At 45.5% G+C, this 20852-nt stretch carries 15 protein-coding genes and 2 pseudogenes; 7 read left to right on the top strand and 10 right to left on the bottom strand.

The window, feature by feature from the left end:
- Window positions 1-828: 828 nt before the first annotated feature.
- Entirely contained in the window at window positions 829-1602 is a 774-nt protein-coding gene (locus tag IV64_RS06410; RefSeq protein ID WP_057706338.1) for a LysM peptidoglycan-binding domain-containing protein, read from the top strand.
- Window positions 1603-1715: 113 nt separating this feature from the next.
- On the top strand, window positions 1716-2447 hold the full coding sequence (locus IV64_RS06405; protein WP_057706336.1) for a CPBP family intramembrane glutamic endopeptidase: 732 nt from the start codon (window positions 1716-1718) through the stop codon (window positions 2445-2447).
- A gap of 90 nt (window positions 2448-2537) precedes the next feature.
- Here IV64_RS06405 and IV64_RS06400 read toward each other — a convergent pair whose 3' ends face one another.
- From IV64_RS06400 to IV64_RS06375, 5 genes are all read right to left on the bottom strand, one after another.
- Window positions 2538-4007, bottom strand: a complete 1470-nt coding sequence (locus IV64_RS06400; RefSeq protein WP_057706334.1) for an MDR family MFS transporter — start codon at window positions 4005-4007, stop codon at window positions 2538-2540.
- Between the two features lie 219 nt (window positions 4008-4226).
- Complete coding sequence (locus IV64_RS06395) at window positions 4227-4886, bottom strand: ABC transporter ATP-binding protein (RefSeq protein ID WP_057706332.1); 660 nt, start codon at window positions 4884-4886, stop codon at window positions 4227-4229.
- Window positions 4887-4902: 16 nt separating this feature from the next.
- The gene (locus IV64_RS06390; RefSeq protein WP_057706329.1) at window positions 4903-6384 is read right to left on the bottom strand and encodes an ABC transporter permease; all 1482 of its coding nucleotides are present in this window, start codon (window positions 6382-6384) and stop codon (window positions 4903-4905) included.
- Between the two features lie 690 nt (window positions 6385-7074).
- Complete coding sequence (locus IV64_RS06380) at window positions 7075-7635, bottom strand: DNA-3-methyladenine glycosylase I (protein ID WP_057706325.1); 561 nt, start codon at window positions 7633-7635, stop codon at window positions 7075-7077.
- Window positions 7636-7735: 100 nt separating this feature from the next.
- Window positions 7736-12085: an MMPL family transporter gene (locus tag IV64_RS06375; RefSeq protein ID WP_057706323.1), complete on the bottom strand. Its 4350-nt coding sequence runs from the start codon at window positions 12083-12085 to the stop codon at window positions 7736-7738.
- A 211-nt stretch (window positions 12086-12296) separates the two neighbouring features.
- Here IV64_RS06375 and IV64_RS06370 point away from each other — a divergent pair, with 211 nt between their 5' ends.
- Window positions 12297-12842 (top strand): TetR/AcrR family transcriptional regulator, encoded by a 546-nt coding sequence (locus IV64_RS06370; RefSeq protein WP_237757316.1) that lies wholly within the window; start codon window positions 12297-12299, stop codon window positions 12840-12842.
- A gap of 426 nt (window positions 12843-13268) precedes the next feature.
- Here the strand turns inward: IV64_RS06370 and IV64_RS06365 are convergent, their stop codons facing one another.
- From IV64_RS06365 to IV64_RS06355, 3 genes are all read right to left on the bottom strand, one after another.
- Window positions 13269-13961, bottom strand: coding sequence for a GTP pyrophosphokinase (locus IV64_RS06365; RefSeq protein ID WP_057706319.1), 693 nt, complete (start codon window positions 13959-13961; stop codon window positions 13269-13271).
- Between the two features lie 45 nt (window positions 13962-14006).
- Window positions 14007-14294, bottom strand: a complete 288-nt coding sequence (locus IV64_RS06360) for a hypothetical protein (RefSeq protein WP_157061075.1) — start codon at window positions 14292-14294, stop codon at window positions 14007-14009.
- Window positions 14295-14392: 98 nt separating this feature from the next.
- On the bottom strand, window positions 14393-15787 hold the full coding sequence (locus IV64_RS06355; protein ID WP_057706314.1) for an FAD-binding oxidoreductase: 1395 nt from the start codon (window positions 15785-15787) through the stop codon (window positions 14393-14395).
- Window positions 15788-16038: 251 nt separating this feature from the next.
- Between IV64_RS06355 and IV64_RS06350 the strand changes: the two genes are divergently transcribed.
- Window positions 16039-17067, top strand: coding sequence for an LCP family protein (locus tag IV64_RS06350; protein ID WP_057706312.1), 1029 nt, complete (start codon window positions 16039-16041; stop codon window positions 17065-17067).
- A gap of 557 nt (window positions 17068-17624) precedes the next feature.
- Here the strand turns inward: IV64_RS06350 and IV64_RS06345 are convergent.
- Window positions 17625-17879 carry a hypothetical protein gene (locus IV64_RS06345; protein WP_057706310.1) on the bottom strand — a complete coding sequence of 85 codons (255 nt, stop codon included), beginning with the start codon at window positions 17877-17879 and terminating at the stop codon, window positions 17625-17627.
- A 233-nt stretch (window positions 17880-18112) separates the two neighbouring features.
- Here IV64_RS06345 and IV64_RS06340 point away from each other — a divergent pair, with 233 nt between their 5' ends.
- Window positions 18113-18424 (top strand): hypothetical protein, encoded by a 312-nt coding sequence (locus IV64_RS06340; protein WP_057706308.1) that lies wholly within the window; start codon window positions 18113-18115, stop codon window positions 18422-18424.
- A 146-nt stretch (window positions 18425-18570) separates the two neighbouring features.
- Here the strand turns inward: IV64_RS06340 and IV64_RS06335 are convergent.
- Window positions 18571-18948: pseudogene (locus tag IV64_RS06335) on the bottom strand (phage tail protein); the annotation flags it as partial.
- On the opposite strand from IV64_RS06335, the pseudogene IV64_RS06330 reads away from it, so the two are divergent.
- Together IV64_RS06330 and IV64_RS06325 are read left to right on the top strand one after the other, a co-directional pair.
- Window positions 18949-19197, top strand: a pseudogene (locus IV64_RS06330) (winged helix-turn-helix domain-containing protein); the annotation flags it as partial.
- Complete coding sequence (locus IV64_RS06325) at window positions 19190-20569, top strand: sensor histidine kinase (protein WP_057706302.1); 1380 nt, start codon at window positions 19190-19192, stop codon at window positions 20567-20569. The pseudogene IV64_RS06330 and the gene IV64_RS06325, both read left to right, overlap by 8 nt.
- The last annotated feature ends 283 nt before the right edge of the window (window positions 20570-20852 follow it).

The following is a 20852-nucleotide window of genomic DNA, read 5'->3' as shown; positions in this document are numbered from 1 at the left end:
ACCTGGCAAACAACGCCAGCTAACAGTGCCGACACGGCCCGCTGGTTCTGCCGGCTACGCTAAGGTTGTCTTAAAATAAACCGGTTAAATTTGTCAACAACCTCAACATAGCTGGAAATTGCCTTGATAAATGTGATGCTAATCGGATGCCCGGAGGTTGCCACTGATTATCTGACAGTAAAAACAATAGGAAGATAGTTTTTAGCGTAGTCGGGTAGCCTCGAGTGCTGTGTCGGCAAGATTAGCCGGTGGTTTATCCGACTAATCTTGCCGGGCACTTCAAAGACGTGGGCTGGCGGCTTTGAAGTGAGGTTCCAGACCGCCCTTTGGCTGGGACCGTCCCCTCCATAGCACTCAAGGCTACCTGATAGAGCGGCTAATTTTAGGAATAATAATTATTGCTGTTGCAACGCTGACAGCCTTTTGGGACTTTCAATCTTTAGGTCTGAGTCAAATGTTAGTTTGGACGTATGGTGATTCTTTTACCTACTCTATAGTAGCTAAGAGAAAAATTTACATGGGTGGATCATTTTCGATTTCCGTTAGAAACCTTGTGACCATCACCCCGTCATCACCAATATTAATCAATCCCGTTAATCGTTTATCATCATTTTCTGAAAACCCACCCTAATATTACAATTCATTACAAAATCAGCGCTATATTACATTTGGCGCTCAAAACGTAATGTTCTGATTATTTGAATGACACAGTGGCCAGTTATACTAGTTACTGTTGATTGGTTATGACAAACACCAAACCATCAAAGTTGTGAAGAACGTTAATCAAGAAGAACTATCGCAAATCATAGGAGAGTGTATTTAATAATTATGAAAATCAAAAACCTTGTACTATCATCAACTGCAGCCTTAGCATTGTTCGCCCTTTCTGCAACGGTCGCTAACGCTGACACAGTTACAGTTAAAGCTGGTGACACCGTTTCTGAAATCGCTCAAAACCATAACACGACGGTTTCCGCTATTGAAAAAGCTAACAAGTTATCCAACGTCAACTTAATTTTTGTCGGTGACAAGTTAGAAGTTAACGGTACAACTACCACAACGACTGCTACTTCAGCTGCAACCAGCGCCGCACCACAATCCGCTGCTAGCCAAGCAACTTCTTCAGTTGCCAGTCAAGCTAGCGCAACGAGTGCCGCACCTAAGTCAGTTGCCAGCCAAGCAACCTCTTCAGCAACTTCAGTAGCTAGCCAAGCTAGTTCATCAGCTGCAACCAGCGCTGCACCACAATCCGCTGCCAGCCAAGCAACTTCTTCAGCTGCAACGAGTTCTGCTGCTAGCCAAGCTAGCTCATCAGCCGCAACTTCAACGGCCAGCTCTGCTTCATCCACTACTCCAAGTAATGGTGGGAACACGCAAAGCTACGTCTTGAGCCAAATGGAATCACGGACTGGGGTTTCTGCCTCAACTTGGAACAAGATCATCACCCGCGAATCTGGCTGGAACTCAACTGTTAAGAACAGTACTAGTGGTGCCTATGGTTTATTCCAAAACATGCACATCTCTAGCGGTTCTGTTCAAGACCAAGTTAACGCCGCCGTTTCTTTATACCATGCACAAGGCATGAACGCTTGGGCGCTTTAATCAAAACTGAAATTTAAATTTAACCCGTTTCGAAGTTACGCTTCGAAACGGGTTTTCTTTTGGTCTTTAATTGGCGTATGCTAAAACTAAAATTGAGAGAAGGTGACACATCCATGCGTGCTGTCCGTTTAGCCACATCATTATGGCTCATCATCGTTGGTGCCTTGATCTTGGTCAGCCTATTATTTAAATTTCCACTATTTGCAACGGTCAATACGCAGACCGCCACCGGGATTGAAGAACTTATTCTGATTATTTTAGTCTTTGAATTGAACAACCGTTATATTCATCAAGCGCTACGCTTTCGCTCCAGCTTGAATTGGACTAAGCAACTGACAATTGTGGGACCCAGCTTGCTTGTTGTTGGGATAGCAGCTATTTTTGGTCTGTTAACTTACGCTTCCGTTACGCCCCTGCTTCTCACATTACTGGTCGCCATTCTCGTTAGTTGCTTCGAAGAACTCCTCTTTCGTGGCATCATCTTCAAATTATTCTTGCGTGCTTTTGGCACTAGTCGTAGGGGACTCTTACAGGCAGCCGGACTGAGCAGCGTCTACTTTAGCCTGACACACTTGGTCAACTTAACCCATCAGGATTTGATGCTAACTGGACTGCAGTTACTATTTACCTTTGCAATTGGCCTCTTACTCTGCGGGTTGTACCAAGCGACACAGTCACTATGGTGGCCCATCGCCATCCACGCCCTAAACGACTTCTTTAGCTTTAGTCAGCCAACGATTAACTTGCCGCTGATTCACACAACCGCGGCTTTTCAACTCCTAGAAATCGTGATTATTTTAATCTTAACGGGGATCGTCTTTCGTCATACACCTGTCCAAAATTAAAAGTCCGGATTAGGAATGGCTCACCGCCACCTGATCCAGACTTTTTAATTACTTATGAATTAGCCTTATCAATTCGACCATTCATCAGACCTAATCGAGTGACCAGTCATGCTGATCTAAACAATTAATTAATACCGCAAGTAAGACAAAAATAATTCCAATAATATAAACCCAATGCAATCCACTATATAAAACTTGCCGCAAAGCGGGTAAGAGCTTTGCAGGAAGTTGGCCGGCCGTTTGGGGGTTAATTAGCTTGTTCATCATCGTCATGGTCGCACCAGGATGCATTTCCAGCTCTTGCTGCATGCCAATGTTTAAAACAATCCCAAAAATCGACACCATCAAAGTTTGACCAATCGTTCGACTCAACGTATTGAATGACGTCGCAACACCAACAGCCTCTTCTGGCACCAAGTGTTGTGACGTTACGGTAGTCGTTGTCATCGTAATCCCAAAACCAAAGCCACCGATAGCAGTAATTAAAAAGAACCAACCAAAACTAGTCGTAATCGGCAAGCTGGCAAACCAGACACCGGCAACTAAAATAAAGCTCAAACTGAAGTAAAGAATTCGGTGAGGCGTCCATTTAACCAACAGTGCACTAGTGACAAACGCCCCAATGATCCACAGTAAGGAACTCGGGGTAAGTGCAAACCCCGCGAATGAAGCCGGCACACCCAAAAGGCCCTGCGCCCATGTTGGAACGTAAACACTTATGGCCATTAAATAACCATTAATAAGCCCAGCAATTAAATTTTGACCGATAAAGGGCCGATTCTTAAATAACTCAAGCGAAATAACTGGTTCGGCGGTCCGACTTTCTTGACGAATGAATCGCCAGAGACTGACACCACTAACACCCCATTCAAGCACGACAATCGTCCAATTGATGGGCGTCTGGCCTAAACTCTGAAAGCTGAGCATTAAACTCAATAAACTAAGCATCAGCCAAAAACTACCCAGGTAATCAATTTTTTTATGTTGCACATGGCTAGGCTCATGTAAAAACAACTGAAACAAGACCATCGTAATCAGGCCAATGGGGACGTTAATAAAGAAAATCCAGTGCCAACTGAGTTTATCAATGATCACACCCCCGATTAAAGGGGCTAGTACCGCGGCGATACCCCAGGCTGAATTATTAATACCAAGGACCCGTGCCCGTTTCTCATAAGAATAAACATCTGCGATAATGGTCATCGAAACTGGTAACAACGCACCAGCTCCAATCCCCTGAACGGCCCGCCAAAAAATTAACACAGGCATCGTATTGGACAAACCACTCATGGTTGAACCAACAATAAAAATGGCTAAACCAACTTGCATCACCGGTTTGCGACCAACTAAGTCAGCCAATTTTCCATAAATTGGCGTGACCATCGCAGTCGTTAACAGATAAATTGAAAAGACCCAGTTCATCAGACTAACACCGCGAAGGTCACCTACAATCGTTGGTAGTGCCGTTGAAACGACGGTTCCTTCTACGGCGCTGACAAAGGTCGCAACGTAAATGGCAATGGTCACGGCCAGTACGTTCGTTTTGCGTTGTGATTTCATTTTCCCCACTCCCTATTTTCATGTTACAACGCAAGATAACAGGTCAATAATAACACTATTAGCCAATCAGCATCATCCTAATCACTGATGCATCAGTATTTTCCTGCACCGATTAAAAACCTTTTTTCAGAAAGATCAATTTTCTCATTCAAGCTACAAAAATAGACGGATAACCAAATCTGATTATCCGCCCATCTTCATCTATTAATATCCAGTCAACTAAGCTTCCAGACTAAACTTGTGTTGTGCTAAACGGTACGCGTGATCACACGTTGCCGCCACGTCCGGTTCGTGCGTCACAATAATCACACACTTGTGCTGCTCATGAGCAATCTTCTGAAACAACTCAATCACGTCACGCGTATTTTCCTCGTCTAAGTTACCCGTTGGTTCGTCGGCGACCACTAATTTTGCATCGCAAACCATCGTTCGTGCAATGGCGACTCGCTGCTGCTGACCACCAGACAGACGTTGCACATTTTTCGTCATTTGTTCATCACTCAAGCCAAGCTTGCGTAGCATTTCCATAGCGTAGCGTTTGTCACCACGGTGAGCCGAATCCGTGATTGCCATCGCCGTCATTAAATTATTGAGCGGTGACATGTAGGTCAACAGATTGTAGGACTGAAACACAATGGCAACGTGTGATTTCCGGTAATTCGTCAAGCCAATCTTGTTAATGGACTCGCCATTCATTTCAATCTGCCCAGCCCGGGGTTTATCTAACCCAGCTAATAGCGACAAAAACGTTGTTTTACCCGAGCCACTCTGGCCCACGATTGCGTAAGACGTACCCGCTTCAAAGTTCAGGGTAACGTGTTCAAATAGACTATTTTCCTGACGATCGTACCAGTAACCCAAATCGTTTACTTTTAACATCACTTTTTCCTCCTCACTAGTCAATCAAGACTTTCTTCGGTTGCAACCGCAAGATACCACCGGAAGCTAACATGATCGATAAGAACATGATTGCTAACCCGAAGCCACCCAGTTCAACCAGATCCATCACGGTGACGTTAATATCCAGATCAGTTTGCTTCTGGCTCGCCGCCACACTGCCGGTGTGACTACTACCCGGCCCACCTTGCATATTGCCACTTGGCTTGCTACCAGTACTACCACCCGGTGCACCACTACCACCCGGTTGACCAGTCGTGCCAGACGACGAACTCGTTGTCGCAGTCGTCGTCTGCTGTAAGACTAGCTGTTGCCCTAATTGGTTACCCACAAACTTGCCACCAAATCCGGCAAGCACCACGGAAACTACCAAGACCATCACCATTTCAGCGAAGAACTGTGCCACAATCTTCCACCGACTTTCGCCGAGGGACAGCAGCACTCCGATCTCATAACGTCGTTCCCGAATCATTAAAATAACGATCAAGGCTAAAATAATCGTTCCGGCAATGGCAACTAACCAAACGATCTTATCCGCAAACGACTTAACGTTATTCATGGACGCTTTGACCGTTTGATAACTACTGTCATCCGTGCTCAGTGAATACTTAGACGTGCTGATCAACTGATTACCAGCGGTCTTAACTTTGCTGACCTTAGCGGGATCGGAAATGGTGAACGTCACGGAGTCCGCCGTATTTTTGTACTTCGACCCTTTAATGGCATTCGCAAATGTGTACGACGTATAAACGCTGTTAGATGGGTCCGTCGCACCAGGTCCCTGTTCGGTACTAGTGCTGGACGAGGCTTTATAGACCCCAACAATCTTCAGGGTGTACGTCTTCTTAGTGCCAGTCGTCGCCTTCATCTTGATGGTGTCGCCGACATTTAAGCTATCTTCCTTGGCGAGTTCACTTTCGATGACGACGTTGTTCGTCCCTTCGTCGCTCGCTGTAATGCCACGACCCTTCATAATCTTGCTGGACTTACTTTCAAAACTAGTCACACTACTCGTACTCGTCACACCAGCGATGGCAATGTCACCACTGCCACTACTACTGGCGCCCATGCCACCTTTCATCCCGCCCCCAGTATTACTACTAGTAGACGTCGAAATGGCATCAAACCCTTTCGCATTGGCGGACGTTGAGACCGTCGCGTTGTAACTCGCAACGTTACTCAACTTGGCAATCTTCTTGGCATCACTTAACTTGACTGGCGATGTCGTTAGTTTCGGTCGACTGCTTTTACTTGTCGATGTCGAACTGTGCATCTTCTTAAAAGCCGCCTCCCGGTTAGCCGACAGCGTAACGGTTGCCCCAACACTCTTCTTAGCATTGCTGGTTGCGGTATCCGCAGCGTTTCGAATCAGTAACCCAGCCAAAACAAATAACATAATCGCTGACGTCACTAGAATTAATAATATTGAACGACCCTTTTTGGCCGTTAGATTAAGCCATGCGCGTTTGAAAAAATTCACGCTTAACCCTCCTTCAGGTAAGTTTTGAACTTGCAAATTGCTTTAACAGATTTAAACTTACACGGAAAATGGGGGCAAAATGTGAAGGTCTTCCACAATTTTATCGGCTTAGTCGCGACTTTTTTTGATTATCCATTACTAATACTCTAAAGGATGAGATGTAAAACATTAAATTTGGATAGCGGTTTAGAAACAATCGGAAAAAGTAGCTATTCAAGCAAAAAAACAGTTGCACTGAGAGTTTACAGCACGACTGTCTATATTATTTTCTATTTTGCTTTATCAAGTACTAACGTATCAATACCAAATACTATTTGGATTTTTTTAACAATAAATAAGCGTACGTAATTACTACAATTATAAACGTCACCACTACTAACCAAAACGATCCCCATAATTGTACTTGTACCACAGAATATGTCTCTCCATGATCTATTTTAAGCAGCGCTACCAACATATTACCTATTGCCGAAAATAATAAAATTAACACACCATTTATTATATTCTTTGGAAATTTCACTTTTGATACCATATGCCGTTTCCCCCTGATAGATACATTATGCAACACTGAGTCTCTTGTCTCATACATATTCCTAGTGTAAACATACTCCTGCCAATCATATTTTTAAATACTACTGTACCTATCTTCCAAATAAATTACCTAGAAAGCAATTCAATTCTCCGTATAAGCTATCTTTGGTTTTCCGGCGCCCAATCACAATCCGCCAAGTGGTCATTGATCAAGCCAGCCGCTTGTAAATAGGAATAGATGGTTGTTGGCCCCACAAACTTAAACCCCCGCTTTTTCATTTCCTTTGAGACCCGTTTGGCGAGGTCATTGGTCGCTGGCATCTGGTCCATGCGTTGCCAAGCCTGCCGAATCGGTTGATTATCGACAAAGTCCCATAACCACGTCGCAAACGACGAACCGGCTGGCCAATCACGAATCACCCGGGCGTTATTAATCGTTGCCGTTAATTTCAACCGGTTCCGGATAATCCGTTCGTCAGTCATTAACCGCGCCAAATCATCCGTCGTCATTGCAGCAACTCGTTCAATATCGTAGTGATGAAAATCCGCCTCAAACGCCGCCCGTTTATTGAGCACCGTTTGCCAGCTCAGTCCCGCTTGATAAGTCTCTAAACATAATAGTTCAAAGAGCTTTTGCGAATCATGCTGAGGGTGCCCCCACTCCTGATCGTGGTAAGCCCGCATTAAATCTGAAGATTCCGCCCAGGTACATCGTTTCATTATTGTTTCCTCCTAATCACCATAAACCAAAAACAACCTTTCAGAATATCTTCCGAAAGGCTGTTTTGGTCTAGTTAGTCACACTGACCACTAAATAATTTTACTTTTGATGACGTTTCGTTGATTCTTCCGCCGTGCCTTCATTTTCCATACGATCCGTTAACGGATAAGTTAAACGAATCAAACTTGGAATGACCGTCGGAATAAAGAATACCAGGATAATTAACCCGATAATCACAACCATCGCCACTTGAATCAAGGTTAAAACGCCGGATGGCATCAATGCCGCGAACGTCCCACTCAAGATCAAGGCAGCGGATAAGACCACGGCCCCAATAACGGCGGAAGCCCGGACAATTCGGGTACTTGGTGTTGCTGCCGAATTATCAAACTCACGGTACTTCATCATCAGGAAGATACTGTAATCGACCCCAAGGGCAATTAACATGATGAAACCAAAGAACGGTGTGTTCCAAGTTAACATGCTTTGACCTAAGAACCAGTTACTCAAGATCCGCGTGATACTCAAGGACATAATGTAAGCTAACAACAACGTCCCTAAGATGTAGAACGGTTGTAAGACGGAACGCGTGATGACCATTAAGGCAATCAGAATCCCAATCAACATAATCGCAGCCGTTCGAATGAAATCACTCGACGCAATGGCTTGCGTATCATTAGTTTCAGAAGTTTGACCACCGATGGCAATCGTTGCGCCATCTAACGCGGTCCCCTTCAAACTATTTTGCGCTTGCGTTTGAATCGATGAAATCTTATTCATCGCAGACTTCGAACTTGGGTTGGTATTCAAGACAATCGTCAGCTTAGTGGCGTGGTTGTCTTCAGACATGTACGCCTTCAATGCTGACGCATAAGTCTTACCTTTCAAGACGCTCTTTGGTACATAGTAAGTCTTCGAAGCGTCAGAATCTTTCAGTCCAGTTAAGTAACTGTTGGCTGAACCGACACCCTTGTTGATCTTCTTCGTCCCGTCACTGGCCGTCTTAAGTCCAGTCTGTAATTCTTGCATTTGACCAACGAGTCCTTGCATCGTGGTGTACATCGTTGCGTTCCCATCGGCAACCTGCTTGGCACCGGTGTTCAACTTATTGACACCACTAACGAGTGCAGGCACGTTCGAATTCAATTCGGTTGCACCCTGTGCCAGTTTTGAAGCACCGCCGTTTAAGGCTGCTGAGTTCGAAACTAATTGGTTCGTCCCAGAACTCAAAGCACTGATAGCACCCGTTAACGTTGGGATTTGGCCTTGTAACGTGCCTAAACCAGTCGAAACTTGTGAAGACCCACTAGCTAAACGACTAACACCGTTTGCTAACGTTGGCACTTGCGCATTCAACTGACCGTTACCAGTCGCAACTTGGGTCGCACCACTAGCTAACTGCGTCGTTCCGGCATTAAGCGCACCTGAATTAGCATTTAACTTGTTCGTCCCTTGACTGAGTGCGCTGATGGCACTAGTCAACGTTGGCACTTGTGAGTTCAACCCACTGACACCATTGTTGACTTTGTTAGCACCACTAGCGGCACTTGAAACGCCCGTCGTGTATTGGTTTAGCTTAGCTGCCAACGTGTCAGTCCCAGTTTGTAATTCGCCTAAACCGGAAGTGACTTGGTTAGAACCGTTAGACAACTTGCCAACTGCAGTTTCTAATTCTTGCATACTGCTCAAAGATTTTTGCAACCCTTGAACCGCACTGATCGACTTGTTATTCGCATCGATACTTGCGTTGGCTAACGTTCCAAGTGAGGAAAGCTTACCCAACTTAGTACTCAATGTTTGTAATTGATCAGTGGCAGCGTTCATTGCCGTTAACTGTTTTTGTAAATCAGATAAAGCACTGAGACCAGAATTTGCTGAAGAATTAGCCTTTGTCGTTGCCGTACTTGAACTCGTCTTCGCATTCGCACTATTTTGTGCGTTAACCGCTGACGTTACGGCCGAGCTGATGGCTGACTTTTGTTCAGCAGTGGCTGATGAACCCGCAGCTGCTACCGCTGCATCGGCCACGGTGTTCCCGTTCACGCTAGTCGTCGATGATGATTGACTACCAGCGGCATCCGCTGCAGCAGCACTCTCTAACGCGCCCTTAATGGCCGTCATGTCAGAGCTGATGGCTGACTGTGACTGCTTAGTCGAAGTTGCCGCCTGATTTAAGGCCGTCATACTTGCTGGCAAATCACTAGAATTATCAATCAACGTCTGCATGTTGCCATTGATTGCCTGCAACCCTGAAACTAACTTTGCAAGGTCAGAAGCACTCACTGAGCTGTTACCAGCTTTAATCTGTTCTGCTAATTGATTTAACCCTTGAGAAACTTCACTAGAACCACCTTGTAGCTTTGAAACACTGGTGCTTAAAGTAGTCGTCCCGTCAGAAATGGCCTTCTTATTATTATCTAACTGATCCAACCCATTAGTTAAGGATTGCGTCCCGTCAAATAACTGCGTAATTCCGGACTTCAAAGTCCCCGTTTTACTATTCAATTGGTCTAAACCGTTGTTAACGGTATAAACACCATTCGTATAAGTCACTAAGTTCGACTTAAGTGAGTTGGCCCCACTGGCAACCTGACTAGAACCACTGGCCAACTGACCAGTCGCACTGGATAAAGCGCCCGTCTTACCATTTAATTGGTTTAACCCACTTGTCACTTGGTTAGAGCCACTGGCTAACTGACTGACGCCGCTAGCGAGTGTCCCAGTCTTGCTGTTTAGCTGGTTTAACCCACTGTTGACGGTGTAAACACCGTTAGTGTAAGTGACCAACCCAGTTTTCAGTGTATTCGCACCACTGGCTAACTGGCTCGTCCCACTAGCTAACGTCCCGGTTTTACCGTTCAGTTCGCTCAAGCCGTCGGATACTTGCTTCGAACCATCCGCCAACTTCTTAACGTCCTTAACACTGCCCGCGACATTGGCCTTTTTCAGCTTACCGTTAGCCGTGTCTAACCCGTCACTAATCTTGGTCAGGCCACTACCCGCGGTCTTCATCCCACTAGTCACGGTCCCAAGTTGCTTACCAACGTATAAATCACTAATGGCAGAGCCACCTGGTTGGGTGACGGAAGCGACGGTCTTGACGCCCTTAACTTTTTGTAACTGTTTCGTTAAGCTATCAATCGCTTTTAAATCTTTTTCATTATTCAAAGCGTGATCAGTCTTAATGTATAACGTTGACGGTTCAGCCGTCCCCTTTGAAAAGTGACTCTGAACAACTTTGAACCCTTGTTTAGCCGGAATCGTATCGTTTAATTCAGCTAACGTATCGTAGTTCAACTCGTTATTGTACGTTAGGACAAAAGGCAATGAAACGCCTAAGATCACGACCAACGCAATGATTGGGTAACGGACGGAATTAAATGCAATCCCGTGCCACATCTTACTCGTACTGCCACCAGCAAACTTCTTAGTTGGCCAGAACAACCGTGGTCCTAGCAAAGCCATGAAGAATGGGTTTAACGTCAGTAAGACGAGCAACAGAATGGCGACGGCAATCGCAACCCCGACCGCTGACCGGTAAATCGAGAAGTTCGCCAACCCTAAGGCTGAGAACCCAATCAATAGTGACGACCCACTGTACAGGATCGTTCGTCCGGCAATCTTTAGTGCTCTCCCAGTCGCGGCGACCGGACTATCGCCATGGCTGAGCTCTTCTTTGAATTGATCAAACAGTAAGATGTTGTAGTCGGTCCCAATCCCGAACAGCACCACGACCATAAAGACCTGGGTGAAGTTCGACAATGGAAAGTTAACTTTATCAACTAAGTTCATCACAACACTCAGTGAAATGATAAATGAAACCCCAACGGACAACAGTGATACTAATGGTGTAATTGGTGATCTAAAGACTAACGTCAACACGATAAAGATGAAAATGACCGTAATAATTTCGGTCTTTTGAATACCGGCTTCCGTTTCTTGCGTGAAGTCATCGTTTAAGATGTCACTCCCGGTAACGTAAGTCTTTACACCACTCGTCTTTGCACCTTCAGTGATGTTTTTTGTCATGTTTGAAACGGTCTGATTCTTACCAACCATTAACTGTAAAAGTTCGGTCGATTTATCTTTGGAAATCAATTGTTTCTTGGCAGCCGCGTTATCGCTTGCGGCAGTCATTGACTTCACGTGGTACTTCGACTTTTGAACTTTGAAGCGTTGGATCGTCCCATCGATCTCTTGCTTCTGCGTGTCAGTTAACGGTGAGTCACCGTTGTTAAAGACCACGACCACTTGACGCGTGTTATTTTGACCACACCCCCAGTGATTTTGGATGACTTGCGCAACTTGACTCTTGGCGCTGCTTGGCAGCTTAGTCTGGCCCTTTTCACGAACCAGACTGCTCATATTCGGCAGGAAGATGACGGCCGCTACCATCACTACCAGCCAAATAATCGCTTGAATTGTAAAGCGTCTACGGCTCCCTTTCAATCTGTATCCCTTCCCTAAATCAGATTCTAAAACGACATCGTGACATTTAACCAACAATGTGTTTAAATAATAACAATATGTTAATTGAAAACCAATGAAATTTCAATCAACAATTTTCATAAAACTGTCATAAAATAAACAAACTAAACAATACTGTTCAAATAATGGAGTGAATAAAGTGGTAGGCACAAAAAATAATCGGCGCTCCCAGATGACAAAGCGTTTAATTCAAGATAGTCTCATCCAATTGCTACAAGAACAAAGTATTGATGAAATTACCGTGACCGCCGTTTGCAAAGCAGCCGACATCAACCGGGGAACGTTTTATGCACACTATGAAGACGTCAAGGACTGCATGAATCGAATGGAACAAGATGCAACTAAGGAACTCCTAGCCGTGATCGATGAACATTCGATTCCGGACTCATTACAAGCCATTTTGACGGGAATTTTCGAAGTGGTTAAGAAACGCCACGCCGTTACTTCTTTTATATTGACGACCGACCAAGATTTCTTAATGAGTTTCATTGCCACGACTAAACGCGAAATTCTCGCACAGATTCCTAACAAAGTTCAGGGCATCGGTAGTCGTGAAAAAGAGTACATGTTCGAATACTATCTCAATGGTATCGTTGGCGTCGTACGCTACTGGCTCAAGACCGGTTTAAACGAATCACCAGAAGAACTCGCTAGCTTCATCAACGATTGGTGGTACCGGGGCAAACCGGTTAAAGATCTTTCCGAACCAACGGAGTAACTGAATCACCTCACAATATTACTGGAACTTAGTTAGGGACAACCATTACGGTTTCTGTATAAATATCATAATTATTCAATATCAATAATCATGATCCTGCTTATTAAAAATAGCATGTTCAAACCGTAATCGGAAATAATTCAGCTTCATTTGGCCTAAAAAGTTCACGATTTATTCAGTCTATCGAATCCCTCTAATTTTAGACTTGATACCCATCAAGTTTGATGTCAAAAGTGAGTTTGGAACAAACTCAAAAAGCCAATCAGAAAATCTGGTTGGCTTTTCCTATTACTATGATCGAAACGTGCGCCAAAAGGCAGTTTGCTCCGCTTAACCCGAAATCAGCGACTATTCCAAACCCCGGAATAATCGCTGATTTCACGTTAATGCTCACAAACTAACTGCCTTTTGGCCCACTCTTTTTAGCTAAAATTTCTTAGGTGGTCGTTCGGGATCGTACATCCGTTGCTTGACATCATCCATTTCTTGATCTAATTCGGTAATTAATTGTGCCTTTTTGGTTAACGACTGCCGTAACGCAGCCTGATGGGGCACGTTCTTTTTATAGTTAAGCTCATGCTCCAATGACGCCCAAAAATTCATCGCAATCGTTCGAATCTGTAACTCAACTTCGATGATACTTGGACCATCAACCGTGTAGACCGGAACCCCAAGGATCAAATGTAAGCTTTGATAACCATTGGGTTTTGGGTGATGGATGTAATCCTTCACTTTTAGAACTTTAATATCAGCTTGCGTCGCTAATAGGTCTTCCACCGTTTTGACGTCGCTCAAAAATCGAACAATCAGTCGAATTCCAGCAATATCGTGTAAGTTACTAAACACCGCGTCAAAAGTCAGCGGTAGGTGCTTGCGTTTTAACTTACCCACGATACTTTCTGGTGATTTAATTCGTGACTGCTTGCTATCGATCAAGGCGTAGCCGTAGCGTAACTCGTATTCCCGGCTAATGTAATCCAACTTGTCCAAAACCAACTTCATGGCCACCTCGTAACGCAACGAGTAGGCCTTCAGCTGGTCGACCGCCTGCAATAACTCCGGCGGGGCTGGTAAAAATTGCTCATCATTTGCGACTGGTTGAGAATTTGCTGTGCTCACTAAATTTCGCTCCAATTATAAACTCTTCGCTCTCATGCACCATAACTATTGAGTCGTAACCATCCATTCCCGGACGATTTGATCGTAATCGATCTGATACTCCTGATCACCAGCTGAATACGCTAGTCGACCAGCAACATCCCTAAACTCACTTGGAATCAAGCCATGCGCTTCTAAAACATTTAGCCGACCAACCACCATTCGGTCAGTCAAAAAGTGTTCAAAGCGTTGCCAAAACCGTTCAAAGGTGGCAAAGTCATGTACATCAAAGATTTCATTTCGCAAAACTTCTGCATCAAACTCTAAGCGGATGTTAGAATTTTTTGGTGTCAATAGGCTTCCCTCCATGGATTGGTCATAACTCAATCATAAGCATAATCAGAATATTCCGCAATGATTCTTCTCAACACTAATAGGAAAAAGCTTAGTGCTTAGTTAATTTTCCGCTTAGGGTTAAGCAAGTTCATCGGGTCAAATAATGCTTTGATTTGATGTTGCAGTTGGTCAACGTCTTCACCAAGTTCAGCGTTGTTCCACTGGTTTTTGAGCATTCCCACGGCGTGCTCGCCAGAAATCGTGCCACCTAACACTAGCGTCTGCTTGAACATTTCTTGTAACGCAATAATCACGTTTTCTGGAACTTCCGTTGCTTCCTTTGGCCAAACTAACGTTGGGTGGACGTTCCCATCACCAGCGTGTCCCGCCGTATAAATCTTAACATCTAAGCGTTTTGCAAGGTCTTGAATGTAATCCATCAAAGGTGCCAGTTGTGACAACGGAACCGCCATGTCTTCCATAATATGGTTCTGCCCTGCAAAGACGGCTGGTAACATATCGCGCCGCAATTGTTCCAGCTTAGCTTGTTCGTCTGGATCAGTCGTCACCGTTACGTTGCTAGCAGAATATTCCGCTAATAACTTTTTAACAACGTTCATGCTGGCTTCACCACCGTTGTCGAGCTTGAAGATTAACATTGCAGCGTTATCTTCTGCATAATGCGTATCCTCATAGCGATCCAAAGCAGCGACCGTGTTCGCATCTAAGGCTTCCAACATTGTTGGGTAAACCCCAGAAATCCGGATTGCCGTTACGGCCTTGGCTAACGCCGTCATGTTGTCGAAGAAAGCCACACCCATCACCGGTGTCCCTAATGGAATCGGTAACAATTTCACGATAACCTTCGTAATGATGCCTAACGTGCCTTCAGAACCGACCATCAATTGTGTTAAATCATAGCCAAACGCTTGTTTTAAGGTCCGGCCACCCAACTTGATTTCGCGTCCATCGGCTAAAACGACGTTCACACCGAGAACGTTATCTTTAGTAGCACCATATTTAACGGTACTCATCCCACCGGCATTCGTCGCAACGTTGCCACCAATACCAGACATTGGACGTGAACCAGGATCTGGCGCGTAAAACATGCCTTGCTCCCGTGCGGCCTTATCCAAATCGCCGTTAATTACTCCGGGCTCAACGACGGCTAATGAATCCGCCTTACTGATTTCTAGAATCCGGTTCATTTTTACCGTTGAAAGGAGCAAGCTACCCTCAATACCTTCTGAACCAACTACGGTGCTAGTCGTTTGAGCTTGGGGTACAACCGGAATATGGTACTTCCGGGCAATTTTTAAGGTGCCTTGAATGTCCCGCGTTGAATGTGCCTCAACGTAAGCCAATGCCAAGCCGCTATCCTCATCCGTCATCTTTGTGCTGAATGAATATTTTTGCAGCGTTTCCTTATCAGTAAATACTTTTCCATCGGTGACTTGTGCTTTCAAGTCATCTAAAACTTCTTTATGGCTAAATGCTCTAAAGACTGTCATGATCAAAACCTCGCTTTGTCTAATTAGTACATAGATCAGTATAAATCAAGTTTTCAGATTCGCCACCAATACAGCCTCATTAACCCCAAATAACCGATTAGCTTAGTTTCCAATCTAAGTACGTTTAGTGGTATCTATTTTTTGAATTGCGTACACTCAAAATAAGTATTTTTCTGGCATACACTTCTCAAGGTATGCTAGTAGTTGAGTTTAATAATTTTGGGGAAGTTCCACTAAGAGAGGTCGTTAACATGCAGCACATGGGAAAATCTAAAGGTCGTCCAATTTTAATTGCGGCTGGATTAATTGTTTTGATGGTCGCCATTTCGGTTGGGCTGATTATTCGGCAGGCTCAGGCCCGGTACCAGTCCGCTATTTATACGGGCAATAGCCAGCGGGTCGATATCACCAAGCCATTAAGTATCCTGCTACTAGGCGTCGACACCGGGGCTGATGGCCGAATCGACAAAGGCAACTCGGATACGATCATGGTCGTCACCATCAATCCTAAGACTAAGAAAACCGTTATTACCAGCATTCCGCGGGACTCCTTAGCAGAAATGGTCGGTGACCAAAAGACCAACGTTCAAAAGCTCAACGCCGCTTATAATATCGGTGGCTCAGCCATGGCTAAAGCCAGCGTATCAAAATTGCTCAACATCCCCATTAACTACTACGCAACGCTTAATATGGGTGGGTTAAAACAAATCGTCAACGCCGTGGGTGGGGTAACCATCACCAGTCCTATCGACAGTAACTTTGACGGTGTCAGCATCTCTAAAGGCACACACCACTTGAACGGTAAGGAAGCCCTCAGCTACTCCCGGATGCGTTACCAAGATCCACGGGGCGATTACGGTCGGCAATTGCGGCAACAACAAGTTATGCGGGCCGTCTTAGTCAAACTGACCAAGACCGGCACCTATAGTCGCTATAACCAGTTACTCGCTTCACTCAAAGGTAACCTTAAAACCGACCTGAGTTTCAATGACCTTGTCGGCTTGGCTACCCATGACCGCGCCAACTTGAAGGGCATTAAATCAACGCAAATCGTTGGACAACCCGCTTGGATCAACACCAGCTCCTACCAAATTTTAAGCACCAGCACCTTACAAAGTGCCTCTGATCAACTCCGTCAGGAACTGGGCTTAAAGTCAGCTAAAATCAGTAACATGGAAACCAAACTCAACGCACAAAATACGGCTTACGACGGTAAAACGAACCTGAATTACAACACCGATGGACTAGATACCATCACTTACACGGATGGGACCCACTAAGTTTGATTAGTTGCTCTGTCGGGTAGCCTCGGTGTGCTGTGGGGGACGGTCCCAGCCACACTGCGGTCTGCTCCCTCAATTCAAAGCCGATAACCCACGTCTTTGAATTGCCCCGCAAGATTGGCAGATAAAAATCACCTGCCAATCTTGCCGACACAGCACACCAAGGCTACCCGACTCCCGCTCAAAATAGCTTTACTCATTGTTGTCGTCTGATAATCGAAATAGCTTACAAGTAGCTGTCTTGTATTATCCTAAAACTGTACTTAATCACCAAACTCACTTTTTAATCTTTAGCTGTTGTAAAAAAAGATGGACCTTAGGGAATTATTCACTCCTTAAAGCCCATCTTTTTAATTGTTTGCTAAATTAGTCGCTCCGGCAGTCAGAATTGCTACGATCTCAAAGCCCATTGAACCATCGGAGGCTATTGCTGATAACATCGGCCGTGAAGGTGGTGTTAGAGCGGCGCTTTTTTTCTGCCGGTCTTACACCACGGACGATCCGGGACAGCTGTCATTTAAAGAGTGTTCCGAACTAGGTCATAATTGTAATATCTAACTGACCCACGTCTTGATGCGGGTCAACAGGCCACCCGTATCATCATTAAATTCATATTTTTTATTTCCCCGGGCCGTACTAGCCTGGTCAGGGTTAACGCGCAATTCGCTCACCTTAACTGTTAATTCCAACGGTTTAAAAGCTTGAAGCGAGCGAATCCAAATTCGATCCGCAGTACGCTGAACAGCCACAAAAAAGTACCGTTCACGCGTTGTCGTTAAATCGATTTGTTTCAAAATTCCAGTAGCCATTTGGATTACTCCCCTCGTTTTCTTAACGTCCTCACTATAACCGCTGAAACGCGTTTCAGGTCAAGTCCCAGGCCCTATCTTTTTTAATTGCAAGTCTAATTGTTACATTTTGGTAACAGCGTTACAAAAAGCTAGTCAAATTAGTCAAACGGTTGTACTATGTCTATAGGAAAATTCATTTAAACGGTAATTTTTGCAGGCCGTTAAAATCCGAGATGAAGGAGTTCCCCGTGATGGTCAATGCTGATTCAGTTCACACAAAAAAATACTGCTACCTTATTGAACTCACTGGCGACAAACAGACCGAACTGTTAGCCGCACTCACCCCTAGCGAAGAAGATTTGGGCGATTGGGAGCGCGTTTATTCCGCTAAGTTACCCACTTGGCGTTTATGGACAAACGCTAACGCTGACACGGTTCGCTTCATCGTGACACACCTCATCGCCCGCTACGGGTTACCCCAGAACGATTACTGGTTGATTCAGTACCGAGGAAACGATCACGGTCACCCGCAAATGTTACATCCCCAATTTCATACCCGCTAACAACTAAATTAATTTCAAAAAAGCGACGAGTCTGGTACAAGACTCAAGAAGCCAATCAGAAAATTTCTGGTTGGCTTTTCCTATTGCTGTGGTCGAAACGTGGGCCAAGAAGCAGTTTGTTCCGCCTTTTGGACCACTCTTTAAATTTAATACGTTCCCTTGATAACGAAGAATGAACCACGGATGGTCCCAGCTAGTTTGGAACGTTGCCGAGCAAACTTAAACTTACCCTCAAATTCAGCGGGGATTTCCATGCCATCACTCAATTTGAAGCCAACGGCCCGTTTACCGCCTTCTTCAAGACTATATAAGACATTGACAGCCAGTCCATTTTCGTAAAAGACATAGGCCCATTTAGTCCCCTCAACAACAAATTCGGTCACCTCTAACGGCTTATAGCTGAAGTGCATATCACGTTCCGCTAAGACCGTTTCAATCCATTTTAAGGTCTCAGGCGCTTCACTTGCCGGCACCGTGACAAATTCATGCTTAAACTTATTCCAAAAATAACGGGCTTCATTTGCGAAGACATCCAATTGACGCATCGTGAATACGATTTACTCCTATTCTTTCTCGCCCACCCCAACGAAGTCTTTACCCGTGACGACTTACTCGACCAAGTCTGGGGAGCGGACTTTTTAGGCCAACAAAACGTGGTCGACGTTTACGTTGGTTACTTACGCAATAAACTAGAAACGGCCAACGGCGACCCACTGATCAAAACGGTGCGGGGCGTTGGCTATAAATTAAGGGAGTCGATCGCTAATGACTGATCATCAAACGACCCCCACCTATGAACAGGTTATCAACCAGGCGATTCGCCGCCTAATGCTGACCATTACCCTCATGGTTAGTCTGGTCACGCTGTTCATCGTGGGCACCCAGCAAACGGTCAATACTACTAGGGAAGCTCACGACCTGATGAACAGCCTCAACCAGGCCAATATTAAGGACGTCCCCAGCTTTATTCACTGGAACAATACGACCACCCGTAATACTAAGCAACCCGCCTTCATTCGGGTCACGACCAAAAAGGCGACGTTGACGACCGCAACTAAAACCAAGCAAACGATTTTAACCACGCCCTCGTCCAAAGCCTTCTTTGCCAAGCAACAGAGCCACCTCGTCGGCCCCTTAGTTTACGTTCGGGGATTTGGTTTCTTTCTATCGTATACGGAAAAGGGCGGCAACAACACCTACCAGCTCTGGGTCAGCCTACGCCGCCTGTTCAACAGTCTACTCATTTTAATTTGTCTCATGGTCTTCGTTACCCTATGGGCAGTTACCCTCGGTGCTTGGTGGGCGCACCGGTTAGCGACCAGGCTAAGTGCGCCAACCATTGCGTTGTTGCGTGAGACCCAGTATACGTCCAACAATCCGGATAGCGACCAACCAACCTTAACGGTACCGGATAGTCCGCGCGAAGTTCACGACCTCGGGCAAGCCTTCAACGTCTTACTAGTGGCCCAAAATGAACGCCTTCAACATGAACGACAGTTTATTTCGGACGCCTCGCACGAACTCCGCACCCCCATTGCGGCCATTCGGGGTAATCTAAGCTTGATTCGCCGGCGCGGTGCCGCCCATCCTGAAGTTATTCCGGAATCTCTTCAATTTATTGATGAAGAATCGTTACGGATGCAACATTTGATTGAGAATCTGTTGCACCTTTCCAGAGCGGACCGGGCCAAATTAGTGCTCACCGACCAGGACCTCTCGTTTCTATTACTGCAACTGGGTGAACACTACCAGCCATCAATCGACCAACCGCTTAAACTCGCGATTGACCCGGACATTCACGTCGCCGGTAACGCCGAGATGTTGCAGCAAATCGTGGTGGCATTACTAGACAACGCCCATAAATATTCGCCGCATGACCAACCAATCACCCTTCGTCTGAGTCAGGATGCAACTCACGTTAACCTAGCCGTCGCGGATTTAGGTGAAGGCATCCCTGATGACCAAAAAGAGGCCATCTTCCAGCGATTCTACCGTGTCGATCAGTCCCGTTCCCAAGAAATCGAAGGTAGTGGGCTCGGCCTCGCCATCGTTAAACAGCTGGTCAGCTTGAACCAAGCCCAAATTACCGTCACCAACAACCAGCCTCAGGGAAGTATCTTCACAGTTAGTTGGTTAAAACGTTAGTATTTTTTGGCGCTTCGCCGGACAGAATCAGTGGGCTGTGGGGTCGGCTACAGCCAGAGTACGGGCTTCCGCCTCGTTTGAAAGCCTAAAGCCCAAGTCTTTCAAGACGCCCCGCCATGTCGCCCGGCATACACCGCCAGCCAACATGGCCGACACTGCCCACCGATTCTACCGGCTGCGCTAGGATTGGTTCAAAACAAGCTAAATCAATGTTTATAGAAAGATCACCTTAGCTGGAGGTCGCCCATGATGAATCTGCCGCAAAAGTGGCGTTGACCGGCGC

The sequence above is a fragment of the Lactiplantibacillus xiangfangensis genome (assembly GCF_001438845.1).
Classification (GTDB): domain Bacteria; phylum Bacillota; class Bacilli; order Lactobacillales; family Lactobacillaceae; genus Lactiplantibacillus; species Lactiplantibacillus xiangfangensis.
Note: the sequence above shows the minus strand (reverse complement) of the source record. Positions and strands in the feature narration are given on the sequence as shown.